The organism is Oceanobacillus sojae (genome assembly GCF_900162665.1).
GTDB lineage: Bacteria > Bacillota > Bacilli > Bacillales > Amphibacillaceae > Oceanobacillus > Oceanobacillus sojae_A.
Genome location: NZ_LT727812.1, coordinates 440901 through 460313 on the forward strand (window position 1 = coordinate 440901; position 19413 = coordinate 460313).

A 19413-nucleotide genomic window follows, 5' to 3' on the forward strand; every position below is an offset into this window, starting at 1 on the left:
ATAAATTTAAATTCCATGTTCCACTCTTTCACAAGTATCCCCTGCCTAATCACTGATAGCTTTTTTCCGGAATAAATCATCTCTGGAAGAACGAATTTGCACACTAATTACTAATCCAACCATCATCAGATTGGTTATTAGAGAGCTTCCGCCATAACTGATAAATGGTAAGGTAATCCCTGTAATTGGCATTAATCCTATCGTCATTGCAATATTTTGGAAAACTTGAAAAGCAAGAATTCCAATAACACCGATACAAAGATAGACGCCAAATAGGTTATTTGTCTCATAAGCTACCTTTGTAATCCGGTAAAGAAGCAGAAAGTACAGCAGAATCAGAATGCTTGCACCAATAAAACCATATTCCTCCCCGACTACTGTAAAAACAAAGTCTGTATGTGCTTCCGGAACCTTCCCATTTTGAATCTGCTTCCCCTGATTAAACCCGGCACCGCTTAATTGACCTGAACCAATACCCATCACTGCCTGCTGAAGCTGATATCCATAGTCAGACGCATACTCTGACGGATTTAACCAGCCATAAATTCTTTCCATTTGATGCGATTGAAACAAACGGGAAAAAGTATCGGAATAATAAGCATATATAAAAACTAAACCGGCTACCGAAGCAGCCATTGAAAAAAGGATTGGTAAAATAACTTTTATCGATATGCTGGAAACAATAATCATTGTAAAAGCAATGGCAAATATAGTCAGAGCAGAACCTAGGTCCGGCTGAAGAAAGATAAAAACAAACGGAATAAGGGTTACTGCCATTATTTTCAACGTTAAATGAATACTCATTTTTAAAGACAGCTTTCGATTACCATGACGTTCCAAAAGGACTGCCAAATAAATGATAAGAAATATTTTGATAAACTCCGACGGCTGCACTTCAAAAAAACCCAAATTAAGCCAGCGTTGCGCTCCATTGCGAAAGACACCAAAAAAATGAACACAAATCAGAAGAAAAATACCAGCAGCATACAGTCTGAATGCCTGGTGTTTCAAAAGCTCATAATCAAAGAAAATAACTGCCATCATGATGAGGATACCAAAAACATACCAAACGGTCTGACGGATCACAAAATAATAAGGCTGTGACTGTGCATACTGCCCTGAACCGCTATAGATAGCAATTAAACTAATTAAAAACAATAAAAATAAGATTGTTATAATACTATAATCCAAATTATATTTCTTCCGCCGCATATCAAAAACCTCATTACTAGTATTTATTAGAAAGTAAATTCATTACCACCTGTACTGCTATAGCGTCATCTAAGTATCCAACCGGAAAAAGATAGTCAGGAACAACATCTGCTGTACTGATAAAATAAATTAGTGCCGCTCCCATTAAAATCAATTCCTTACGTGTGCCCTTTTTATGACAAAATCGATGAAAAAACGATGTAAGCTGCTGCATATATGCTCCTTGGCTCCCAGCATTTTCTTTCTTTTTTTGGAAATTTTCAATTATCAGATGCTGACCTTTTTCTGTTTCAGCATCCTGCTCATATTCATATAATTTCTCCTCTATTTTTTTCATAGAAAAAGAATCGTGCTGATCACCTGACTGCTTTAAAAAATGTTGAACCATTGCAGTATAATCCTGTTCATCATTTGTATTTTTCTCCGTTGTTTTTACCGGAAGCCCATTTTTCTGAAGCAGCTCTTCAAAAGGTATATCCAGAGCCTTTGAGATTTCCATTAAATGCTGATTTGTGGGCTTACGCTTGTGGTTAATAATGCGTGATACAGTAGATATATTAATATTTGTCTGCTTACTTAGCGCCCGCATTGAAATTTGTTTTTCCTCTAATTTCTCTTTGATGAAATCTCCAATTCTATGACTCATTAACTATCCAGACCTTTCTATCATTCCAAATATTTTCTTTTGTTACTCCTAATATAAGAGTAGTGTTGACAATATGTCAAACTTTGTTGTGATTTTATTAGAAACATGAAAATTTCTCAGAAAAAAATCGCCTTTATATACAGATGTATATAAAAGACGATACTCCAGTAAGTCCTATTTTATTTTGAATAGCGTAAGCCAGATGTACAGTGTAACATCCTTGATAAATAAAAAACCCCATGTAAAGGTATATCCGTCCTTCACATAGGGATTTATTGTGGTCTGCCAATATTACTGAATGGATAAATACGGAATGTTACTTCACCAATAATTGCCTGTTCATTTAAGAATCCAAAGAAGCGGCTGTCATTACTGTTTCCGCGATTGTCTCCCAATACAAAATAAGTATTTTCAGGAACTGTAGAGTAGCCTGTAAGCTCTTCTAAAGTAAAATTCCCGGTTTGAAAAGCAAGCTTTGCAGGACTGTTTTCGTTCAGGAGGTACGGCTCATCTACCGGTTCTCCATTTAAGTATAAAACATTGTTTATATATTCAATTTGATCGCCAGGCATGCCAATCACACGCTTTACATAGTAATTATCAGAGTCAGGAGCATGAAATACGATCACATCAAACCGGTCAATGGACGCGACTTTATTGACAATAATCTTATCCTGATCCGAGAAGGTAGGCTGCATGGATTCTCCCCAGACAACAGAGGGAGCAAGAAGGAAATTTTTTACAAAAAATACAGTAACAATAATAATCACTGCTATTCTGCATAACAGATAAATTTTTCTCTTCAGAAGACCCTTCTCCATGCCCTGTACCTCCTTTAAACGAATTATATCTCTCGTTATATTTCAATTTCATTATACTATATAATCAGGTGAAATGTCACAAAAATAAAAATTACTGTACAAACAGACTAGATACTTTGGTATATAAGTTTTCTCGTAAAGATAAACATAAAAACCATATCATACAGTATCGATTTGTACAACAGTAATATATGGGCAGATGCTTAAAGAAAGGACTCTCTTCTCTTTTTTTACAAGATAGAAACCTTGACGATATTTTCAAATTTTATTTTGACAAAATCGGTATGACCAAACTTTTCAACGATTTTTATGTACTTGCCTTCATAATTAATGCTGTCAATATATCCCTGCTCCATATAAAAATTATTATTCTTACAGTGTTTAATGTTAATTAGCAGGTTATCTTTATGCACCATCAACAACTGAAAACCAATTTCTTCTTGCACGTGTATATTCAAGCACCGACACTCCTTTTCAACTGGCCAAATGACAGTATGTTATCAATTTTAAAGCTTCTCACCTGTTTACGATAGTAGCAGTAAGCTAAAACTTTGGGGCTATTTATGCCAACCATTCTTATTATTCGTTGGCTGATCTTACCTTTAGAGTCTATATAATAGATCATTATCTTTTCTTTTTTCTCCATCGCCCTTGTTAAGAAACTGATCATTTTAACCACCTCAATAAGAACTTTTGTTCTGAACGTTTGTTCTTATTATATCAAAACAGATGTAATTGTAAACATGAAATAAATGGATAAAATTATATCAAAAATAAATTAACCTTTATTTACTCTACCTAACGTAGGTTCGCATTAACAGGTCTATTTGTGCGCAAAAAAATAAGCCCTCGCAGGGACTTATTTTTAATTAATGATTCGTTTTTATTTTCCGCTTTCTTGACGTTCCCTTATTTTTTGTTTTCTTTTTAACAATATAACTGCAATAACAAACAATGCGAGAACAGAAACCATAAAGCCGATAAACAGCCAATTAAAGCCTTTATCTTCTTCTAAAATATACACTTCAACGGATTCTCTCGGTATTCCAATCCGGTAGTTGCCTTCTTTGTTTTCACGAACTAAATTATCCTCTAAAATACCTTTTAACTGCATACCAGATTCTATATTATCTACATCTATATATGCTGATTCACTTCCGTTATTTATAGCTGCGTACATTACCTCATCTTGATAGCTGCGACGGAACACCAGCATCGATCCATCAGACCCGACATATTCAAAATCACCGAATCTTAATGCAGGAAATTCATTATGCAGGGAAGCAATACGTTTATGAAATTCCTTTAAATCGTCATCTCCGCTATTAAACGGAACAAGCCGCTGAGACTCTTCAGCATCGCCTCCATACATTGGAAGCTCTGTCCCTTGCGTAATCATCGTTGCACCTGGTGTTGTATACATATATGTTAATGCCAGCGTCCAGGCAGTTAAAGCATTACGCTGATTTCCTGAAAAAATATTTGTAAAACGTTCCTGCCCGAAACCGTCTATCTGTTTATAAAAATCGGTTAATCCCTGTTCTTTCCAGGTATCATAAATCGCAGAAACATCATTGTCACTTTCTGCAAATGTTTCACTTAATTCTTGATTCAACTCCGGATAATTAATAATATCAAGCGATGTATTTTCCAACAAATTCTCTGCTTCATCCATAGTTGCTTCTGTTATATCACCAATAAGATAAAAATCAGGCCGATTTTCTTTTAAAGCGGCAGTAAAATCTTTGATAAACGCTTCTGGTGCAGCATCAAGATCAGGCAGCTTGAATCCATCAATATCCGTTTCCGACTCCCAATACATAGCAGCGTCTAATATATAATCTGCAGCATCAGGATTCGTTAAGTCTAATTGAACCGTTTCGGATAAATGTTCATCATCTGAAGCAGGTGCTCCCAGCCACCAGTCTTCTTTATCCGGCTCCTCCGTCAAAGGGCTTGTATCAGCAGCATAGTTAAGCACAAAATCAATAACTATTTTCATATCACGCTGGTGCGCTTCTGATACAAGACGCTCAAAGTCTTCCATTGTTCCAAATTGTGGATTTACTTGATAGAAATCCGTAATCCAAAATCCATGATAACCTTTTTCTTTATTCTCCATAATCGGTGACAGAGAAATCGTAGTAATCCCGAGATCCTTCAGGTCATCTAATTTATTTATGATTCCTTGAAAGTCACCGCCATGATAGTTATAAGGATCATCAATATCTATTTCTCCCTGAATTTCAGTGTCCCCATTATTAAACCGGTCAACCAATATTTGATAAAATATTTCATTATGTATATCCTGGTCCTGCGCATGAGCTGGTACTTGTATGATGAACATACTTATGAAAGCAGCAAGTCCCATACTTATTTTTTTAATCATAGATTTTCCCCCAATGATAATAAAACTGTCATTTTTATTGGACTTTTTGAACTTCCTCTATTATTACTTATTTTTTAAAAAAATCATACCTTGATTTAAAGGATGTAGAAAAGCGTTCACAATTATCTTTGAAAATAAATAAAGCGCCTCAGCCAGCTGACTAAAGCACTTTATTCTATCCTGTTCATCAGGAATTTACAGGTTTACCATAATCCCTCTTAATTTAGAAATAAAAGCCCATTGGCAGGCGGAAGAAGCCTAAAACAATGACAATAATCAGTGCAATAAAGAATTGAATCCATTTGCCTGTTGCCGGCTTGCCTTTTTTCGCAGAAACTAATATCATTTCCATCATTACTACAATCCAAATACCAGCAAGTGCTTTTACAATTACTTCACCTAGTATCGGCATGGAGTAGCCTTGAAAATAATCCCAGGTTAATAACCCACCGGTGATGATGATAAATAAATACACAAGACGTAAAATCATATGAACAATCGTTGCAGGCTTATTACTGCTTTTTTTGTATAAGACTAATGCAATAATAAAGAGAATCAGTCCCAGTGCCCACGCAGTAATATGCAGATGTGTTGCTCCCATTTAAGTTTCCTCCTTCGTTTTTATAAGTACATGTAATAATCATCTTCCACATTTAACAAAAATGACTAATAATCCGTTTACTATAAGTGCTTGTTTAAAAAGTAATCAAATTAGAAGCAAGAAGATCAAGGCGACGTGACTTTTACGAACAGAGCGTATGCTTTTAAATACGTGAGTATCGAAAAAGATACGTCAACGCAGAGATTCGCAGCTTATCATTTGGGGACTTTTTGAACATCCTCTATAATACCATTTTCTTCCCTAAGATGACATTTTAATGTCCCATTGTCAACAAATCGCCATGATTAACGTCTGAACGGCTGCATTTTTTTATATGTGATACATCTCCATAACCACTCAACAGGTCCAAACTGAAAATAACGAAGCCAAATCGTACTGCCGATAATTTGCAGGCAGAAAATAACAAGGACAATCAAAATTTGCTGAAAAGGACGAACTTCTCCGTAAAGTCCGAAACCGACACCGTAGAAAAGCCAAAAGGAAATAACAGATTGCAGCAAATAATTGGACAGTGCCATTTTACCGATCGGTGTCAGAACACGAAGTACTTTTCTTGAGATACTCTTTTGCCATAATAACGTGATGCTGGTCAGATAGAAGACTGCGGATGCTGTCCCTCCGATATTATCTTGCACCAGAGCAAACCAGAGCGGATTACCAAATAGATAAGGTCCAATTTTAAACAGAATAAATACAATCAGTGAGATAACCCAAATCTTTTTCAATATACTCCTGTAGGAAAGCGGGTCATGAAACCATCTCTTTCTTGCCAGGTACATCCCAAATAAAAATAGAGGGAGAATAATGAATGGGTATATAATAAAGCCTAAAAATCCATTCGACAGCTGCCAGTCTTGAAAATTCTGCGCCATTATAATAGAAAAATCATTGGATCGATAGCTTTGAAAGGCCTGCTCTATTTCGGATGTATTACCCAGAACGATAAAATCCCTCGCTGCGTATTGCAGACTTGTGAATGCAATTGTTGAAAATCCTAATAGACCAACTCCCCAGCCTGCCAGGGCTTTATCCCCGCTATTTAAGAATAAAAGCAGTAAAAATCCCATCGTTCCATAGGTTAAGAGAATATCTCCATTCCACACCGCAAAAGCATGAATGATTCCAAACACAATTAAGGTTCCCAATCTTCTTCCGAAAAAAGCATACGGTGAAATTTCTTTTTTGTCCAGGCTATCCTTTTGAATTTGAATCCCGAAGCCAAAGAGAATGGAGAATAAAGTATAAAAGCTGGCTTGAAAGAAAATATCAATAAAAGCCAGGCTGAATTGATCCATTCCAGCAGTCCAGATATCTTCTGCTCCGCCATAGAGAAAATAAGGTGCAGAAAATGATCCTATATTAACCATAAATATACCTAAAATCGCAAAACCTCTCGCAGCATCTATCCATTCTAATCGTTTATTCACTTGGTAAGGTTGCACTATTATTCTCCTTTAATAAGAAGCTTTTTAGAAAAGAAATAGAGATATGTTTCCTTAACAGGCCGCTTCCAGATTTCTTCAATTGCATACCGGTAAAGCTCCAGCTGTGTTTTATACCGTTTTCTCAGCTTCTCCTCTAATTTTTCTGTGACATCTTCTGTTATCATATCTGTTTTATAATCAAGGATAATACAGCCTTCTTCCAAAGGGATAACACAATCGATAACCCCCTGGATTAATACCTTTTCTTTCACAGGATCCTTCCAATCCGGATATACTTTTTCAGCCGGCAGCATCAAACTGAATGGTACTTCCTTAAATACGTTGTTCTCTGCAAAAATTTTCCGGGCGATCGTTGATTCTAAAAAGTCTACAATAGCTGAAGCAGAGACACTTTCCGCTTCTGGAGCTGTCATTTTCTCCTCTTGAACCAGTTTCTCTATAAACTCCTCCACTTCTTCTTTGGAGAGTATCCCCTTCAAAGGAAGGTGCTGCATCACAGTATGAAGTGCAGTCCCTTTCTCAGCCGGAGTTAATTTCTTTTCAGCCTGCATAAATCTCGGCCTGTTTGTAATCGGACGTATCGCAGATTGTGGAATCATTCTCTCATCGCTGTACGCATCCTTCTGCTCCTGCTGCCGTTTTAATTCTGTGACGGATTGCTTTGCACGGGAGTGTACAGCCTGTTGATATGGATATTGATAGGAAAGCCGTCTGTCGACCCACGTATCCAGTTCTTTATTATCCTGTTCAAGCCTGTCCCAATTTCTGATTTGATTTTTTAACGCATCTTGTTTTTGCTGCAGCGTATTCTCAAGGAAAACAAGATCCTGACTCGGATGAATTTGTACATACCACTTTGATGAATCATCTGTGATTTCAGATAAAACGCCGGTTCCAATCTCCTCTTCTCTCAAAATTTCTGCTTGCGGATGACGAATTAGTGCTGGTCCGACCCAATCAAGATAATTCTTTGCTCCGACCCGAAAATACGCAGGCAATACCCAGTCTGCATGATGTACAAGCCATGACCATGATGCTTTCCGCTTCTCTGCAGAATTGACTGTTCCTACCATGAACAACTTCTCTTCTGCACGCGTTAATGCTACATACAATAAGCGGATTTCCTCCGACAGCTGCTCTCTTCTGATTTTTTCTCTCATCGCATGATAAAATAAAGTGGAATATTGAATCCGTTTATCTGGATCAATAAATTTACTGGCAAACCCCAAATCTTTATGAAGCAGATATTTCTCGTTTAAATCCATCATATTAAATTCTTTATCCATACCCCCGAGAATCACAACAGGAAATTCCAGACCTTTACTTTTATGAATCGTCATTATCCGGACAACATCTTCCTGTTCACTAAGCGCACGTGCAGCCCCTAGATCCTTCTGCTCTTCTTCCATCCTTTCAATAAAGCGAAGAAAACGATATAAACCGCGAAAGGAGGTCTCTTCATAGCTTCTTGCCCGGTCATATAAAGCCCGTAAATTTGCCTGGCGCTGTTTACCGCCGGGGATACCGCCAACAAAATCATAATAGCCGGTTTCCCGATAAATTTGCCATATTAATTCTGACAATGCTCCTTGCTGGGCAGATAGTCTGAAAGTATCCAACAGCTCCAGAAATTCCTTTAATTGTACGGTAACCTGATTCGCTTCTTGTTCCAAGTATGCTATCAGTGCATCATAAAAATTTCCGTGCCGGTTCGCTAAACGGATGGACGCTAAATCATTTTCCTTCAAACCGACAACAGGTGAACGCAACACAGCTGCCAGCGGAATATCCTGACGCGGATTATCAATTATCTTTAATAAACTGATCATGACCCTGATTTCAATCGCTTCAAAGTAGCCCGATGTTAATTCTGCATAGACAGGGATACCTTGTTTTTTCAGCTCATCCATAATAACAGGTGCCCACGTCATCGAACGCATTAAAATGACAATATCCCGGTACATCAGATTTCTATGCTGACCAGTTCCCTTATCCACCACTTGCATCGGTGTATCTGTACCTTCAGTGCCAATCCATTCCCGGATTTTTTTTGCATAAGCCCGCGCTTCAATTTGTGCTTTTTCTAAATCTTCTCCCATCTCTTCCCCTTCTCCGGATTTCTGTCCTTGAGGATTATCAATCATCAATAATTCCGGATTAGAGTGGAGCGGAAATTCATCATAAATACGATTACCGTAAACAAGCTCGGCATCCTGGTCGTATTCAATATCGCCGACCTCTTCATCAAAAAGCTGACGGAATAGATAGTTAGCGCCAACCAGCACCTCTTCCCTGCTTCGGAAATTCCGGTTCAAATCAATTCGCTCGGCCGGATAATTGACTGTGGCAAACTGTTTATATTTCTCAATAAAGAGGGAAGGCTCTGCATGACGAAAGCCATAAATGCTCTGTTTCACATCACCAACCATAAACATATTTCCATTATCCTCTGGATTACGGACTAACTGAAGAATACTTTCCTGCACAAGGTTCGTATCCTGATATTCATCAACAAGCACTTCTTTAAACTGCTTTTGCAGCTGAATAGCAATGGAGGAAGCACCAATTGGAGCACCTTCTTCATCAGTCTCCATTAAAACCTCCAGACAATAATGCTCTAAATCGTTAAAATCAACAATAGCCTGTTCCTTTTTCCGATGTTGAAACTGATCCATATAGTTTTCTACCATAGAGGTCATCTGTTTTAAAACAGGAGCCATTCCCTGCATATCCTGAATGTGAGCAGCCAGACTGCGGACAAACCATTTTTCCTTCATTTTGTCCCATCTGTCTTTGACTTTTTTCCGGAAAGCCTTCACCTGTTCCCGTTTTTCTGGATTATCTTCTACTTTTTTTCTTGATAACGCTGCAAACTTCGTATCATGAACAAATTGGTGTAATTCATCCCACCCAGATAATTTTTCCGTTGCCGCTTCCAGCACCGCCGTATCCTTTTCCAAAGCATCCAAATAATGATATGGTCCGTCCGGCTCTCTTGCCACAGCAATAGCTAAAGCATTCTCCTGCTTCATTGCTTTCAATTGATTGGAAATCTCTTCCTTGACTTCCTGGAGCCACGGAATTGTTTCTTCTGTCCAATCTTCCTCTATTTCGTAATTTGCTGTCAGCTGGTGCAGCCATTTTTTGGGAGACGGATGTTGAACTGCAAAATTCGCTGTTTTCAGGATTAATTCTTCCACATCCCGATCACTTCTATCATTTGAAAAGCGGTTTACTACTTCAAAAAACTGTTCCTGCTCCTGGTTTGAATCATCGTACCAGCCTTCCAGCAGATCATCCAGAACCTCCCGCTTTATCATATCCATTTCTACATCATCCGCAATCCGGAAAGAAGGATCTAAATCAATCATATAGGCATTTTTACGTACAATATCTAAGCAAAAGGAATGCAGCGTTGAAATAGATGCTCTCTGCAATAAAGACAGCTGTTTTTTTAAATGAAGAGATCCCGGTTTTTCAGCCAGGGACTTCTCCAGTGCCGCTCCTACTCTCGCCCGCATTTCCTGTGCTGCTGCGTTCGTAAAGGTAACAACGAGCAGTTCATCAATATTAATCGCATCTTCTTCTTTTAAGAGTTTCTGAATAATACGTTCTACGAGGACAGCTGTTTTTCCGGAGCCGGCTGCAGCAGCTACAAGGATATCCGTACCGCTTTGATAAATTGCCTGTTCCTGTTCTTTTGTCCATTTAACCACGGATTTCCCCTCCTTTTAGCCGCTCAATTATTTCTTTTTCTTTTATATTTGGTATTTTTCTATAATTATTTCCTTGCAATGCCGGGTCAAATTGACAAACTGCATGAAAAGGACAGTACGTACATGCCTCTGTATCCTTCTTCAAAAATGGATTAATTTCCACCCCGCCGGATGTCATATCCAGTCCTGCCTTTTCAAGCAATACATGGATATGGTTTTTAAGCTGCTCAAAGGTATCATTATCCGCAATTTTCGAATGATGGTTGAATGTCCCATCTTTTTTCAGACCAGCAGGAATAATATTACTTGTTCCCGTTTCTAAGGATTCGTCCATCGCCCTGGCGATTTCTTCTTCTGATAAAAGCAGCCCTCTCATTTTATAAGACTTAAAGATTTGCCCCTCTATATCACTATCTATGTTTTCTTTATCGAGATTAATCATTGGATTATGCACATGGAAATAAAGGACGCCTGCCGGGTTCGCCTGCTGACCGAGCCATTTTTCTGAGTGTGTCAATACAACGTCTAAATAAGTTAACATTTGCAGAGCAAGACCATAATAAACCTCAAGCAGATCTAATGCACGTGAGCTGGATTTATAGTCAATAATCCGAAGATATAAATCCTGGTGAAGCTCTGCTTTATCTACACGGTCAATCCTTCCGCGCAAGAGAAGCTCATAGCCATTTTCCAGCGGCAGAATAAGCGGCGGCAGCGGGCTGTTCTTCTCTCCAAAACTCAGCTCCAGACCTACCGGGCTAAAATCTGTCTGTCTTGCCTGCTCACTTAAGATAAATGCTGCTCTGGCAATTATTTCTTCCAGTTTCTGCTGAATATAGGTGTAGCGGTTGGAGCTATGCAGAATTTGATGCTGGAGTACAGGTGATAATTTCTGAATGGCCCGGTGTGCATAACTCGCTGACGTTTCCCTCGTAAGCTGCTTGAAATCTGTCTTTTCACTTTGAACCCACTCTGTAATTAAACGCAACGCCTCATGAAATAGTTGTCCGATATCAGGAGCATCTAATTTATAAGTCTGCCGTTCCTGCAAATTCAGACTGTACCGTGCAAAATGCTGATAGGAACAGCGATAGTAGGATTCCAGGCGGCTGACACTTGCTTTGATTTGTTTTGGATAAAGCTCTTCAGCTGTTTCTTTATTTAATTGCTCCGGCAGATTTTTATAAAATAAACCTTGTAAAATACGATAGGTCATCCCATACTTTGGCTGATTTTTGACATACCAGTTATAAACAGCAAACCAGGCCTCATTAATTTCATATCCCCGCTGCATCCTGGCAAATTGCGTTGTCAGAGCAGCCCGGGTTTTCGTTTTAGTAGTAATAAATCTTAGTGTATCTGCTGTATCTTCCACATCCTGAAACAATAAATGCTCCTGGCATTTTGGAAACAGATCCTCTATCCTGCTGATTACTTGAGAAGGCACTTTTGCTTTTCCTTCTTCATCACTGATTGGATAACTAATCATTAACCTGTCTTTGGCAATAGTTAACGATAAATAGATATAAAACCAATCATCAAGCAGCTGTCTTTTTCCATTCTCGGCAAGCTTCAAGCCATTTTGCTCCAATAGCTCTCTTTCTTCATCATCAATCATGCCGTCTACCGGCGGCTTCATTGGCCATACGCCTTCATTGACACCAAGTAAAAAAGCGCAGCGGACATCAGACATCCGCGATCTGTCGATGGTACCAACTAAGACATGATCCATCGTCGGCGGAACGTGCGAAAATTCTAATGCTTCAAATCCGGCATTTATCGATGCATTGAAGGTAGACATATCCAGCTCTTCATCACCGGCAATCTCGACCATTTCATCCATCAATTGGATAAGTGCGTCCCATACCTGCTGCTGTTCCCTTCCTCTTTCAGGAATACCCTGCTCATCAAAAGAGACACGCATTTCCTCCAGCTTTTCAGGAACACCCAGCGATTCGAGCCAAATAAATATAGCTTCACAGCGTTCTTTCACGCTGGATGCAGTACGAAAGCTCTCATCAAAATATCGGAGCGCCTCTGTGATTTGATTCCGGTATCTGTTGATTTCCTCCTGCATTTTGCTTTCAAAGCTCGTCTGCGCAGCCTGATCAAATCCGCGGAAACGCTGATATTTCCAAGGCTTATTATCTAACCACTGCTTCCGGTAACGGATTCCGTATTCTATTGTATAATTCTCCAGCTGATCAATTGCGTCCCTTGTTAATGGAAGCTCCTTATCATTGGCAGGTATAAATCCTGTTTTTAAAACACGAAAAACTGCATCCGACCGCCAGCCGTTTTCAATTGCTTCCAGCATCGAACGGACCAATTCAATTAAAGGGTGATGCAGCATCGAACGTTTCTGATCAAGAAAGACAGGAATATTATAATCTCCAAAGATTGTTTCAATTAAATCAGCATATACATCCGATTGTCTTACTAAAATAGAAATATCACGATAACGGTATCCCCCGTCTCTTACCAGAGAAAGGATTTCCCCGGCAACACCTTCCACTTCTGCACGGGGATGAACCGCTTCAGCTATTTGAATTGGCGCATCCTCTGTATACTCAGGAGAAGGACGGACATCGAAATTTTGCTCCAGATGAGCAAAATAGGCACGATCTCTAAATTGATCATCTGCCGGATCTAAATAAAACGGCTGTTCGAACGAAATGCCAATTTCTTCGGCAACAGCTGTTAATTGCTGATAGGTCTGGTTTGTCTGATAAAAGATATCTAATTCCTCCAGCTCTTCCGCATTAACCGGATCTAATGTCAAGCCGATATGAACCGCAGCACACTTTTTCATCAATTCGGCAATGACGGATATTTCCTGAGGCGTAAAACGATGGAAGCCGTCTATATAAATATGCGCTCCTTCCAGTATGCCGGCTTTTGGAATTTTTTCCTTTAATATTTGTAATCTGTCTTCATTATCCATATAAGTATGCTGCAGCTGTTTAAGCAGCTGATCATAAATATAAATGAAATCATCCAGTTTTCGTACTAATCCCATTTCCGATGGAGATTGATGGACAAATTTATTTAATTGATCCTGCTGTATTCGAAGTGTGTCAGGTGTAATTTCATATCTTTTAAATTCTTGAATAACGGATTCCAGCTGATCAAGAAATCCCTGCTTTTTCATTGCCTTTTGAAATGCCATCCAATCTCCATTCTTCTCAGCAATAATTTTCCGAAGCATCATTTGTGTTCCAACCGAGCTGATAAAAGGCTTTAGTCCTCCCCCTGTTTCTTGTAAAACACGCCATGCAAGTCTTGAAAAACTGGCTACCTGAGCCCGGATACTTCCACTTAAATGCTCCCGGCTAAATAAAGCTGTTTCTAATTGAAATGTCATCTGATCCGGAACGATGTAAAAAATAGCCGGCCCGATTGGCTCTTTTTGCAAACGATTTTCAATATCGTTCATCATCCACTCGCTTTTATCTGTACCGGATCTGCCTAAAATAAACTGTACAGTCAATCGCACACACTCCTTGTTTAGTGACATATATATTTATAAGCTGATTCTATGATGTCCTATATTTAACGCAGGTTTTCTTTATTTTTTTCCAGCAAATAATCTATTTTATGATCTGCACGTTTCAACACATGCTTTATTTCCTTTATTTGTCTTTCTTGTTCGAACATTTGCTTATATTTATTTTGGAAAAGGATCTTGATCTGCTTCAGATTTTCTATTTCTTCTTTTGTCAGCCGTCTTTTATGATCAGCATTTTTTGACCAGTCTAAAAGAGTTCTGATCTCATTTAGTGAAAAACCAGTTTGTTTCAGCTTGATGATCGTATCCAGTCAATTATATTCTGTATTTCCAATTATTATTTCTTTTAAAAGGTATTCCAATGTTTTCAGAAAGACTTCTTCACACCCATGTTTGCAACATGATGAAACGGACTTGTTGTATGTTGGGTTTAATCTTTTTTCAGGTGCGAAAAAAGCTCCTATCTTTATTTTAGCAAAGATGGGAGCCTGTTCCTAATAAAAGTATTTTATATTTTCTTCTGTTTTGCAATGATAAAATTCTGCCTGTCAATACGAATGTTCAATGATTATAATCCCCAGTATTGAAATATTCACCTGAATTAATGCTGCTGCTTAAATAATTCTGTTATCGGCCAGTAGGTAATGTCAACCTTTCCAACTACCTCATCGACAGGAACAAAGCCAATGGACCTGCTGTCTAAGCTGTCTCCGCGATTATCACCTAATACAAAAATCTGGTCTTCTGGCACAGTCTCCTCACCTGTTACTTCGAGGAGTGTAAAATCTTCTGTTAATGGTTTTGTTTCTGCATTCTCTTTTTCTTCCTGCAGAAAATCCTCAGAAATATACTCACCGTTTACATATAACTGATCATCCTTGTATTCTATTGTTTCTCCCGGTAATCCGACTACCCGTTTTACATAATCATTTTCTTCGGTTGCATGAAATACAATAACATCAAAACGATGAAGGTTTGATATATTATTTGTAACCGTATTAACCATCATTAAATTACCGTCATAGAGGGTCGGTTCCATGGATTTTCCATTGACAACATAGTTCTCAAATAAAAATGCCCGGACAATTAAAAACACAGCGATTAACGAAACAGCTACAATGGAAACCCTTAAATAATTATATTTTTTCACTGTTATTCTTCCTTCGCTTTAGTTTATTACTTACATCATACCCCAAAGCAAAGGAATCTAATCTTTCACCCGCGCCAACAGGAAGTAGTTATGCATCGAAAAACCCCACTGGATAATGTTTTGCTTTATTTTCCAGAGGGGTTTGATCATATAATATATTATCCACTATGCTTATCCACTTTTTTATGAAGCCTTTTCTCTAAATACTTGCCGAACATCCAAAATACAATAATACCTATACCGACTACGATTGTCCGTACCGGATTCTGAGCAAATTCCATGATGCTGGAGCCAACGTAGGAAATGGAGAAAATCATCACTGTCTTCCCTAACAGTACAGCTAATATAAATGGATAGATGCTGATTTTAGACAAGCCTGCCACGACATTGATAACAGACGACGGAGAAAACGGGAAACAAAGTAATAAAAACAAAGGCCCGAACCCATGTTTTTCTACCCATGCGGTAATCTTACTCACCTGTTTATTATGACGAATCTTTTTTAACAGTCTTGTATTTCCTAAACGGCGAATAACCAAAAACACAATGACAGCACCAAGACTTGCACCAAGCCAAGAGTACAAAAAGCCTTCAAATAACCCGTAAGCAGCTGCATTTCCAAGTACAAATACAATGAGCGGCAAGAATGGCAAAAACGCTTCAAAAAAAGGCAATGCAATACCGGGCAAGGGGCCAAGCCCTTCATATTGCTCCAGCAGCTGACGAATAAATTCCTCCCAGCCTTCTTCTTTTAAATATGCCTGCCAATTTGAAAATGTGATATTCATTACGTACATGCGGTCCGTCTCCCTCAAAATTCCAACAATCTTATTGATGATTATATGCTACTGCAGATTTTTTGAAAAGTATAAACTTCTCTATCAAATGAAGCTTAACAAACTCAAATTGTCACCAGGGTTTACTTTTTTATTATATTAATATTTATTATACTTCAAGAAAGAAATAAGCAGAGAAGTATTCATAATGATATTCTTAGAAAATAACATTATTTTATGCAGTTTTTATTATAAAGGGATTTTTTACACGATCTAGGTAAGGGGAAAATCTTAAGCTAGTGAGAATCTTTGGAGGGAAAGCACTACGTAATAAATAGAATCATACCGGGTGTCATTTATCGATAAATGCAGTGCTCCGCTCATCGATAAGAAATCGAATTTGGGCTGTCCGCTGCATTTGATTGATTACAATACCATGAGAAACCTCTACATTAATCGTTTTTCCATTTTTAAATAAAATTTGTGTGGATGTACTGTCTATTTTCTTCACTTCATCTATATGAGAATGCGAGATCCAGGAACAGCTTTCATGTGACGGGGATTTCGTGGGGAAGAAATACATTCTGTTTCTTGGATCAACCGGTATTGGCGTTTTATGTGTGATACCGGAAATACTTTTAATGCCATTCTGTCTGCCTTTTAAATCAGATCCAAAGTAGGCACATGCATACTCAATTACTTTTGTCGGTTTTCCTTCTAATACGTACTCCACTTCGTCTTCTAAAACTCTGGAAACATATTTTCCGTTTTCATCTTTATCAGATATTACCGCCATGGTGTAGGGTGTAATTTCTCTCATTTTCATTTCTATATTCCTCCTAATTACCTGGTGACATAAGTGAGGTTGAGATTATTATAGCACCAAAATAAGTAAAAAGATATATTTATTTTGAATTTTTGTATTAATTTTAAAAATAAAAAGATATTAATAAAGCTATACCTCAATTTTTGCACCTAAAAAAACTCCATTCTATTCAAGGCTTTAATCTGCCCTTCAGAATGAAGTTTTTCTTCAAGTTATTTATCATAAATAGATTAATAAAGCAGTTCTAAAAATTCTTCTTTAGAAATTCTTCCAAGATAATGTGACACGTCAACCTGGTCCAGCGCTTCTTTGATGGCATCGCGATTATGACGAATGCCGGTTAAAGCATCCTCCAGCTCTTTTACATTACCTATGCCAAAGAAATCACCGTAGATAATACAATTTTCAATAATACCTTTTTTAACATCTAAACGGACATCTACCAGTCCTCCAGGAAATTTCTTAGATTCCTGATAGTTGAATGAAGGTGATTTACCATAATTCCAATCCCATTGCTGATAGCGTTTCTCCGAGATTTCATAAATTTTTGCCCAATCATCTTCTGTCAGCACATATTGAGGGACATCCTTAACATCTTCTACATCAAAGATATATCGTAAAATTAATTCCTTGAACTCGTCCATTGATATCGGGTTATCAAGATATTCCGCAATATTTGCTACACGGCTGCGGATGGATTTAATTCCTTTAGATTCAATTTTGATTTTCTTTACCTTCAGTGCTTTAGTTAATTCTTCTAATTGTGAATCCAGCATTAAAGTTCCATGACTGAACATGCGTCCGCGAGTAGAGAACATGGCATTACCTGAGATTTTTCTTCCTTCCACTGCTAAATCATTTCTTCCCTGTAATTCAACCGGAACACCGATATTATTTAAAGCATCTACAACAGGCTGTGTAAACTTAGCAAAGTTTTGAAAGCTGTCGCCATCATCCTTTGTAATGAAGCTGAAATTTAAATTCTGTTCATCATGATAAACAGCTCCGCCGCCGGAAAGACGCCGGACAACTTTAATTCCTTTTTCGTCTACATAGTCCGTATTAATTTCTTCAATGGTATTTTGGTTTCGTCCAATAATAATAGAAGGACTATTCACATAAAATAATAAATATGTATCTTTCTCACCAAAATTTTCTAAAATATACTCCTCAATTGCTAAATTAATACGGGGATCAGTAATTCCTTTATTATCAATAAATTTCAACTTAATTCCTCCCTCATTTTCACTAGTCTCATTTTAACGCATATACTATTGCAAATCAAAACTTCTATCTGGCTCTTATTCCCATACATATCCTTCTTCTGCTAACTTAATTTCACCTGTATAAATCTGTTGTGCTTCTTCCTTCAACTGTTCTAGTACACCAAATTGCGGCAAATGACTGAGTATTAACTGCTTCACACCGGCAGCCTGCGCAATACCGGCAGCTTCCTCACTGTTCATATGTCCTGCCTTTGTCCCATCCTGTCCTTTAAAATAGTTACAGTCTGTTATCAGTAGATCCACTTCCTTCGCAAACGGAATCCATGCTTCTGTATAACTGCTGTCCGCAGTGTATACAATTGTCTTTTCACCATCTGTAATACGCATTCCGAAGCACGGAACCGGATGCTCTGTTCTTAAGAATGTAATCTCAAATGGTCCTATTTTTAACGCGTCATCTGGTTGATAAGCTATTCCTTCTGTATATTGATGTGGCAAAGAGAGAAAGCCTTCTTTATCTTCTGTATGACCATATATCTTTAATTTTTTTTCATTATTATGAACGTAATAATCAATGAGCTTTGCATATTGTAATACGCCGATATCTGCTACGTGATCATGATGATAATGTGACAAAATCACTGCATCTAATTCGGATATAGAAAGGAATTTCTGAAGCTTGGACAAAGATCCGCTTCCCATATCCAGCATTAGTTTATAATTATCTTTTTCTAATAAGTAGCTTGATGTAGCGCCATCCTTATTGGGATATCCGCCCCAAAATCCGATTATGGTTAATTTCATTCTGACATCTCCTTCATACTTTTTTTAAAAATTGTATCAATACAGTATTGACATCAATAAACTGTTATAGTACAATACTTTTAAATCAATTAAAACCTTAGGAGGAATTGAAATGACTGGAATTATCGAATTTTTTAAAAATCTGCCAAAAAAGAAATGTGCAAAATGTGGTAATGCAATAGTAAATGAAAAAGCAGACTGTTATGGTAATATTTGCGACGATTGTGATTATCCAGGACGTTAATTTATCAGTAATTCAGCAGTTATAAATT

15 protein-coding genes are annotated in these 19413 nt (G+C 37.8%); 1 reads left to right on the forward strand and 14 read right to left on the reverse strand.

The genetic code is table 11. The annotated features are described in order from the left end of the window. Window positions 1-45: 45 nt before the first annotated feature. The 14 genes from rodA to BN1068_RS13090 all read right to left on the reverse strand — a co-directional run bounded on the left by rodA (window position 46) and on the right by BN1068_RS13090 (window position 19141). Window positions 46-1212 carry a rod shape-determining protein RodA gene (gene rodA / locus BN1068_RS13015; RefSeq protein ID WP_077603282.1) on the reverse strand — a complete coding sequence of 389 codons (1167 nt, stop codon included), beginning with the start codon at window positions 1210-1212 and terminating at the stop codon, window positions 46-48. 16 nt (window positions 1213-1228) lie between these two features. After that, complete coding sequence (locus tag BN1068_RS13020; protein WP_077603283.1) at window positions 1229-1858, reverse strand: helix-turn-helix domain-containing protein; 630 nt, start codon at window positions 1856-1858, stop codon at window positions 1229-1231. Between the two features lie 272 nt (window positions 1859-2130). Beyond that, window positions 2131-2679 (reverse strand): signal peptidase I, encoded by a 549-nt coding sequence (lepB, locus tag BN1068_RS13025; protein WP_077603284.1) that lies wholly within the window; start codon window positions 2677-2679, stop codon window positions 2131-2133. Window positions 2680-2909: 230 nt separating this feature from the next. Continuing rightward, the gene (locus BN1068_RS13030; RefSeq protein WP_077603285.1) at window positions 2910-3137 is read right to left on the reverse strand and encodes a YolD-like family protein; all 228 of its coding nucleotides are present in this window, start codon (window positions 3135-3137) and stop codon (window positions 2910-2912) included. Between the two features lie 425 nt (window positions 3138-3562). Beyond that, a complete protein-coding gene (locus tag BN1068_RS13040) occupies window positions 3563-5068 on the reverse strand; it encodes an alpha-amylase family glycosyl hydrolase (RefSeq protein WP_077603287.1) in 1506 nt (501 codons plus the stop codon). Between the two features lie 223 nt (window positions 5069-5291). Beyond that, complete coding sequence (locus tag BN1068_RS13045) at window positions 5292-5669, reverse strand: YisL family protein (protein ID WP_077603288.1); 378 nt, start codon at window positions 5667-5669, stop codon at window positions 5292-5294. A 305-nt stretch (window positions 5670-5974) separates the two neighbouring features. Further along, complete coding sequence (locus tag BN1068_RS13050; RefSeq protein WP_368483284.1) at window positions 5975-7132, reverse strand: DUF418 domain-containing protein; 1158 nt, start codon at window positions 7130-7132, stop codon at window positions 5975-5977. Window positions 7133-7134: 2 nt separating this feature from the next. Continuing rightward, a complete protein-coding gene (addA, locus tag BN1068_RS13055; RefSeq protein ID WP_077603289.1) occupies window positions 7135-10851 on the reverse strand; it encodes a helicase-exonuclease AddAB subunit AddA in 3717 nt (1238 codons plus the stop codon). Then, window positions 10844-14341 (reverse strand): helicase-exonuclease AddAB subunit AddB, encoded by a 3498-nt coding sequence (gene addB / locus BN1068_RS13060; protein WP_077603290.1) that lies wholly within the window; start codon window positions 14339-14341, stop codon window positions 10844-10846. Before addB ends, addA begins: the two co-directional genes overlap by 8 nt. A 619-nt stretch (window positions 14342-14960) precedes the next feature. Continuing rightward, window positions 14961-15509, reverse strand: a complete 549-nt coding sequence (lepB, locus tag BN1068_RS13070) for a signal peptidase I (protein ID WP_077603291.1) — start codon at window positions 15507-15509, stop codon at window positions 14961-14963. Window positions 15510-15667: 158 nt separating this feature from the next. Next, window positions 15668-16306: a TVP38/TMEM64 family protein gene (locus tag BN1068_RS13075; RefSeq protein ID WP_077603292.1), complete on the reverse strand. Its 639-nt coding sequence runs from the start codon at window positions 16304-16306 to the stop codon at window positions 15668-15670. 331 nt (window positions 16307-16637) lie between these two features. Continuing rightward, entirely contained in the window at window positions 16638-17111 is a 474-nt protein-coding gene (locus tag BN1068_RS13080) for a competence protein ComK (protein ID WP_077603293.1), read from the reverse strand. Between the two features lie 230 nt (window positions 17112-17341). Then, a complete protein-coding gene (locus BN1068_RS13085; protein WP_077603294.1) occupies window positions 17342-18337 on the reverse strand; it encodes a lipoate--protein ligase in 996 nt (331 codons plus the stop codon). A gap of 75 nt (window positions 18338-18412) precedes the next feature. Continuing rightward, complete coding sequence (locus BN1068_RS13090) at window positions 18413-19141, reverse strand: MBL fold metallo-hydrolase (protein ID WP_077603295.1); 729 nt, start codon at window positions 19139-19141, stop codon at window positions 18413-18415. A gap of 112 nt (window positions 19142-19253) precedes the next feature. Here BN1068_RS13090 and yhfH point away from each other — a divergent pair, with 112 nt between their 5' ends. Further along, on the forward strand, window positions 19254-19385 hold the full coding sequence (gene yhfH / locus BN1068_RS13095; RefSeq protein ID WP_077603296.1) for a protein YhfH: 132 nt from the start codon (window positions 19254-19256) through the stop codon (window positions 19383-19385). Window positions 19386-19413 lie beyond the last annotated feature (28 nt).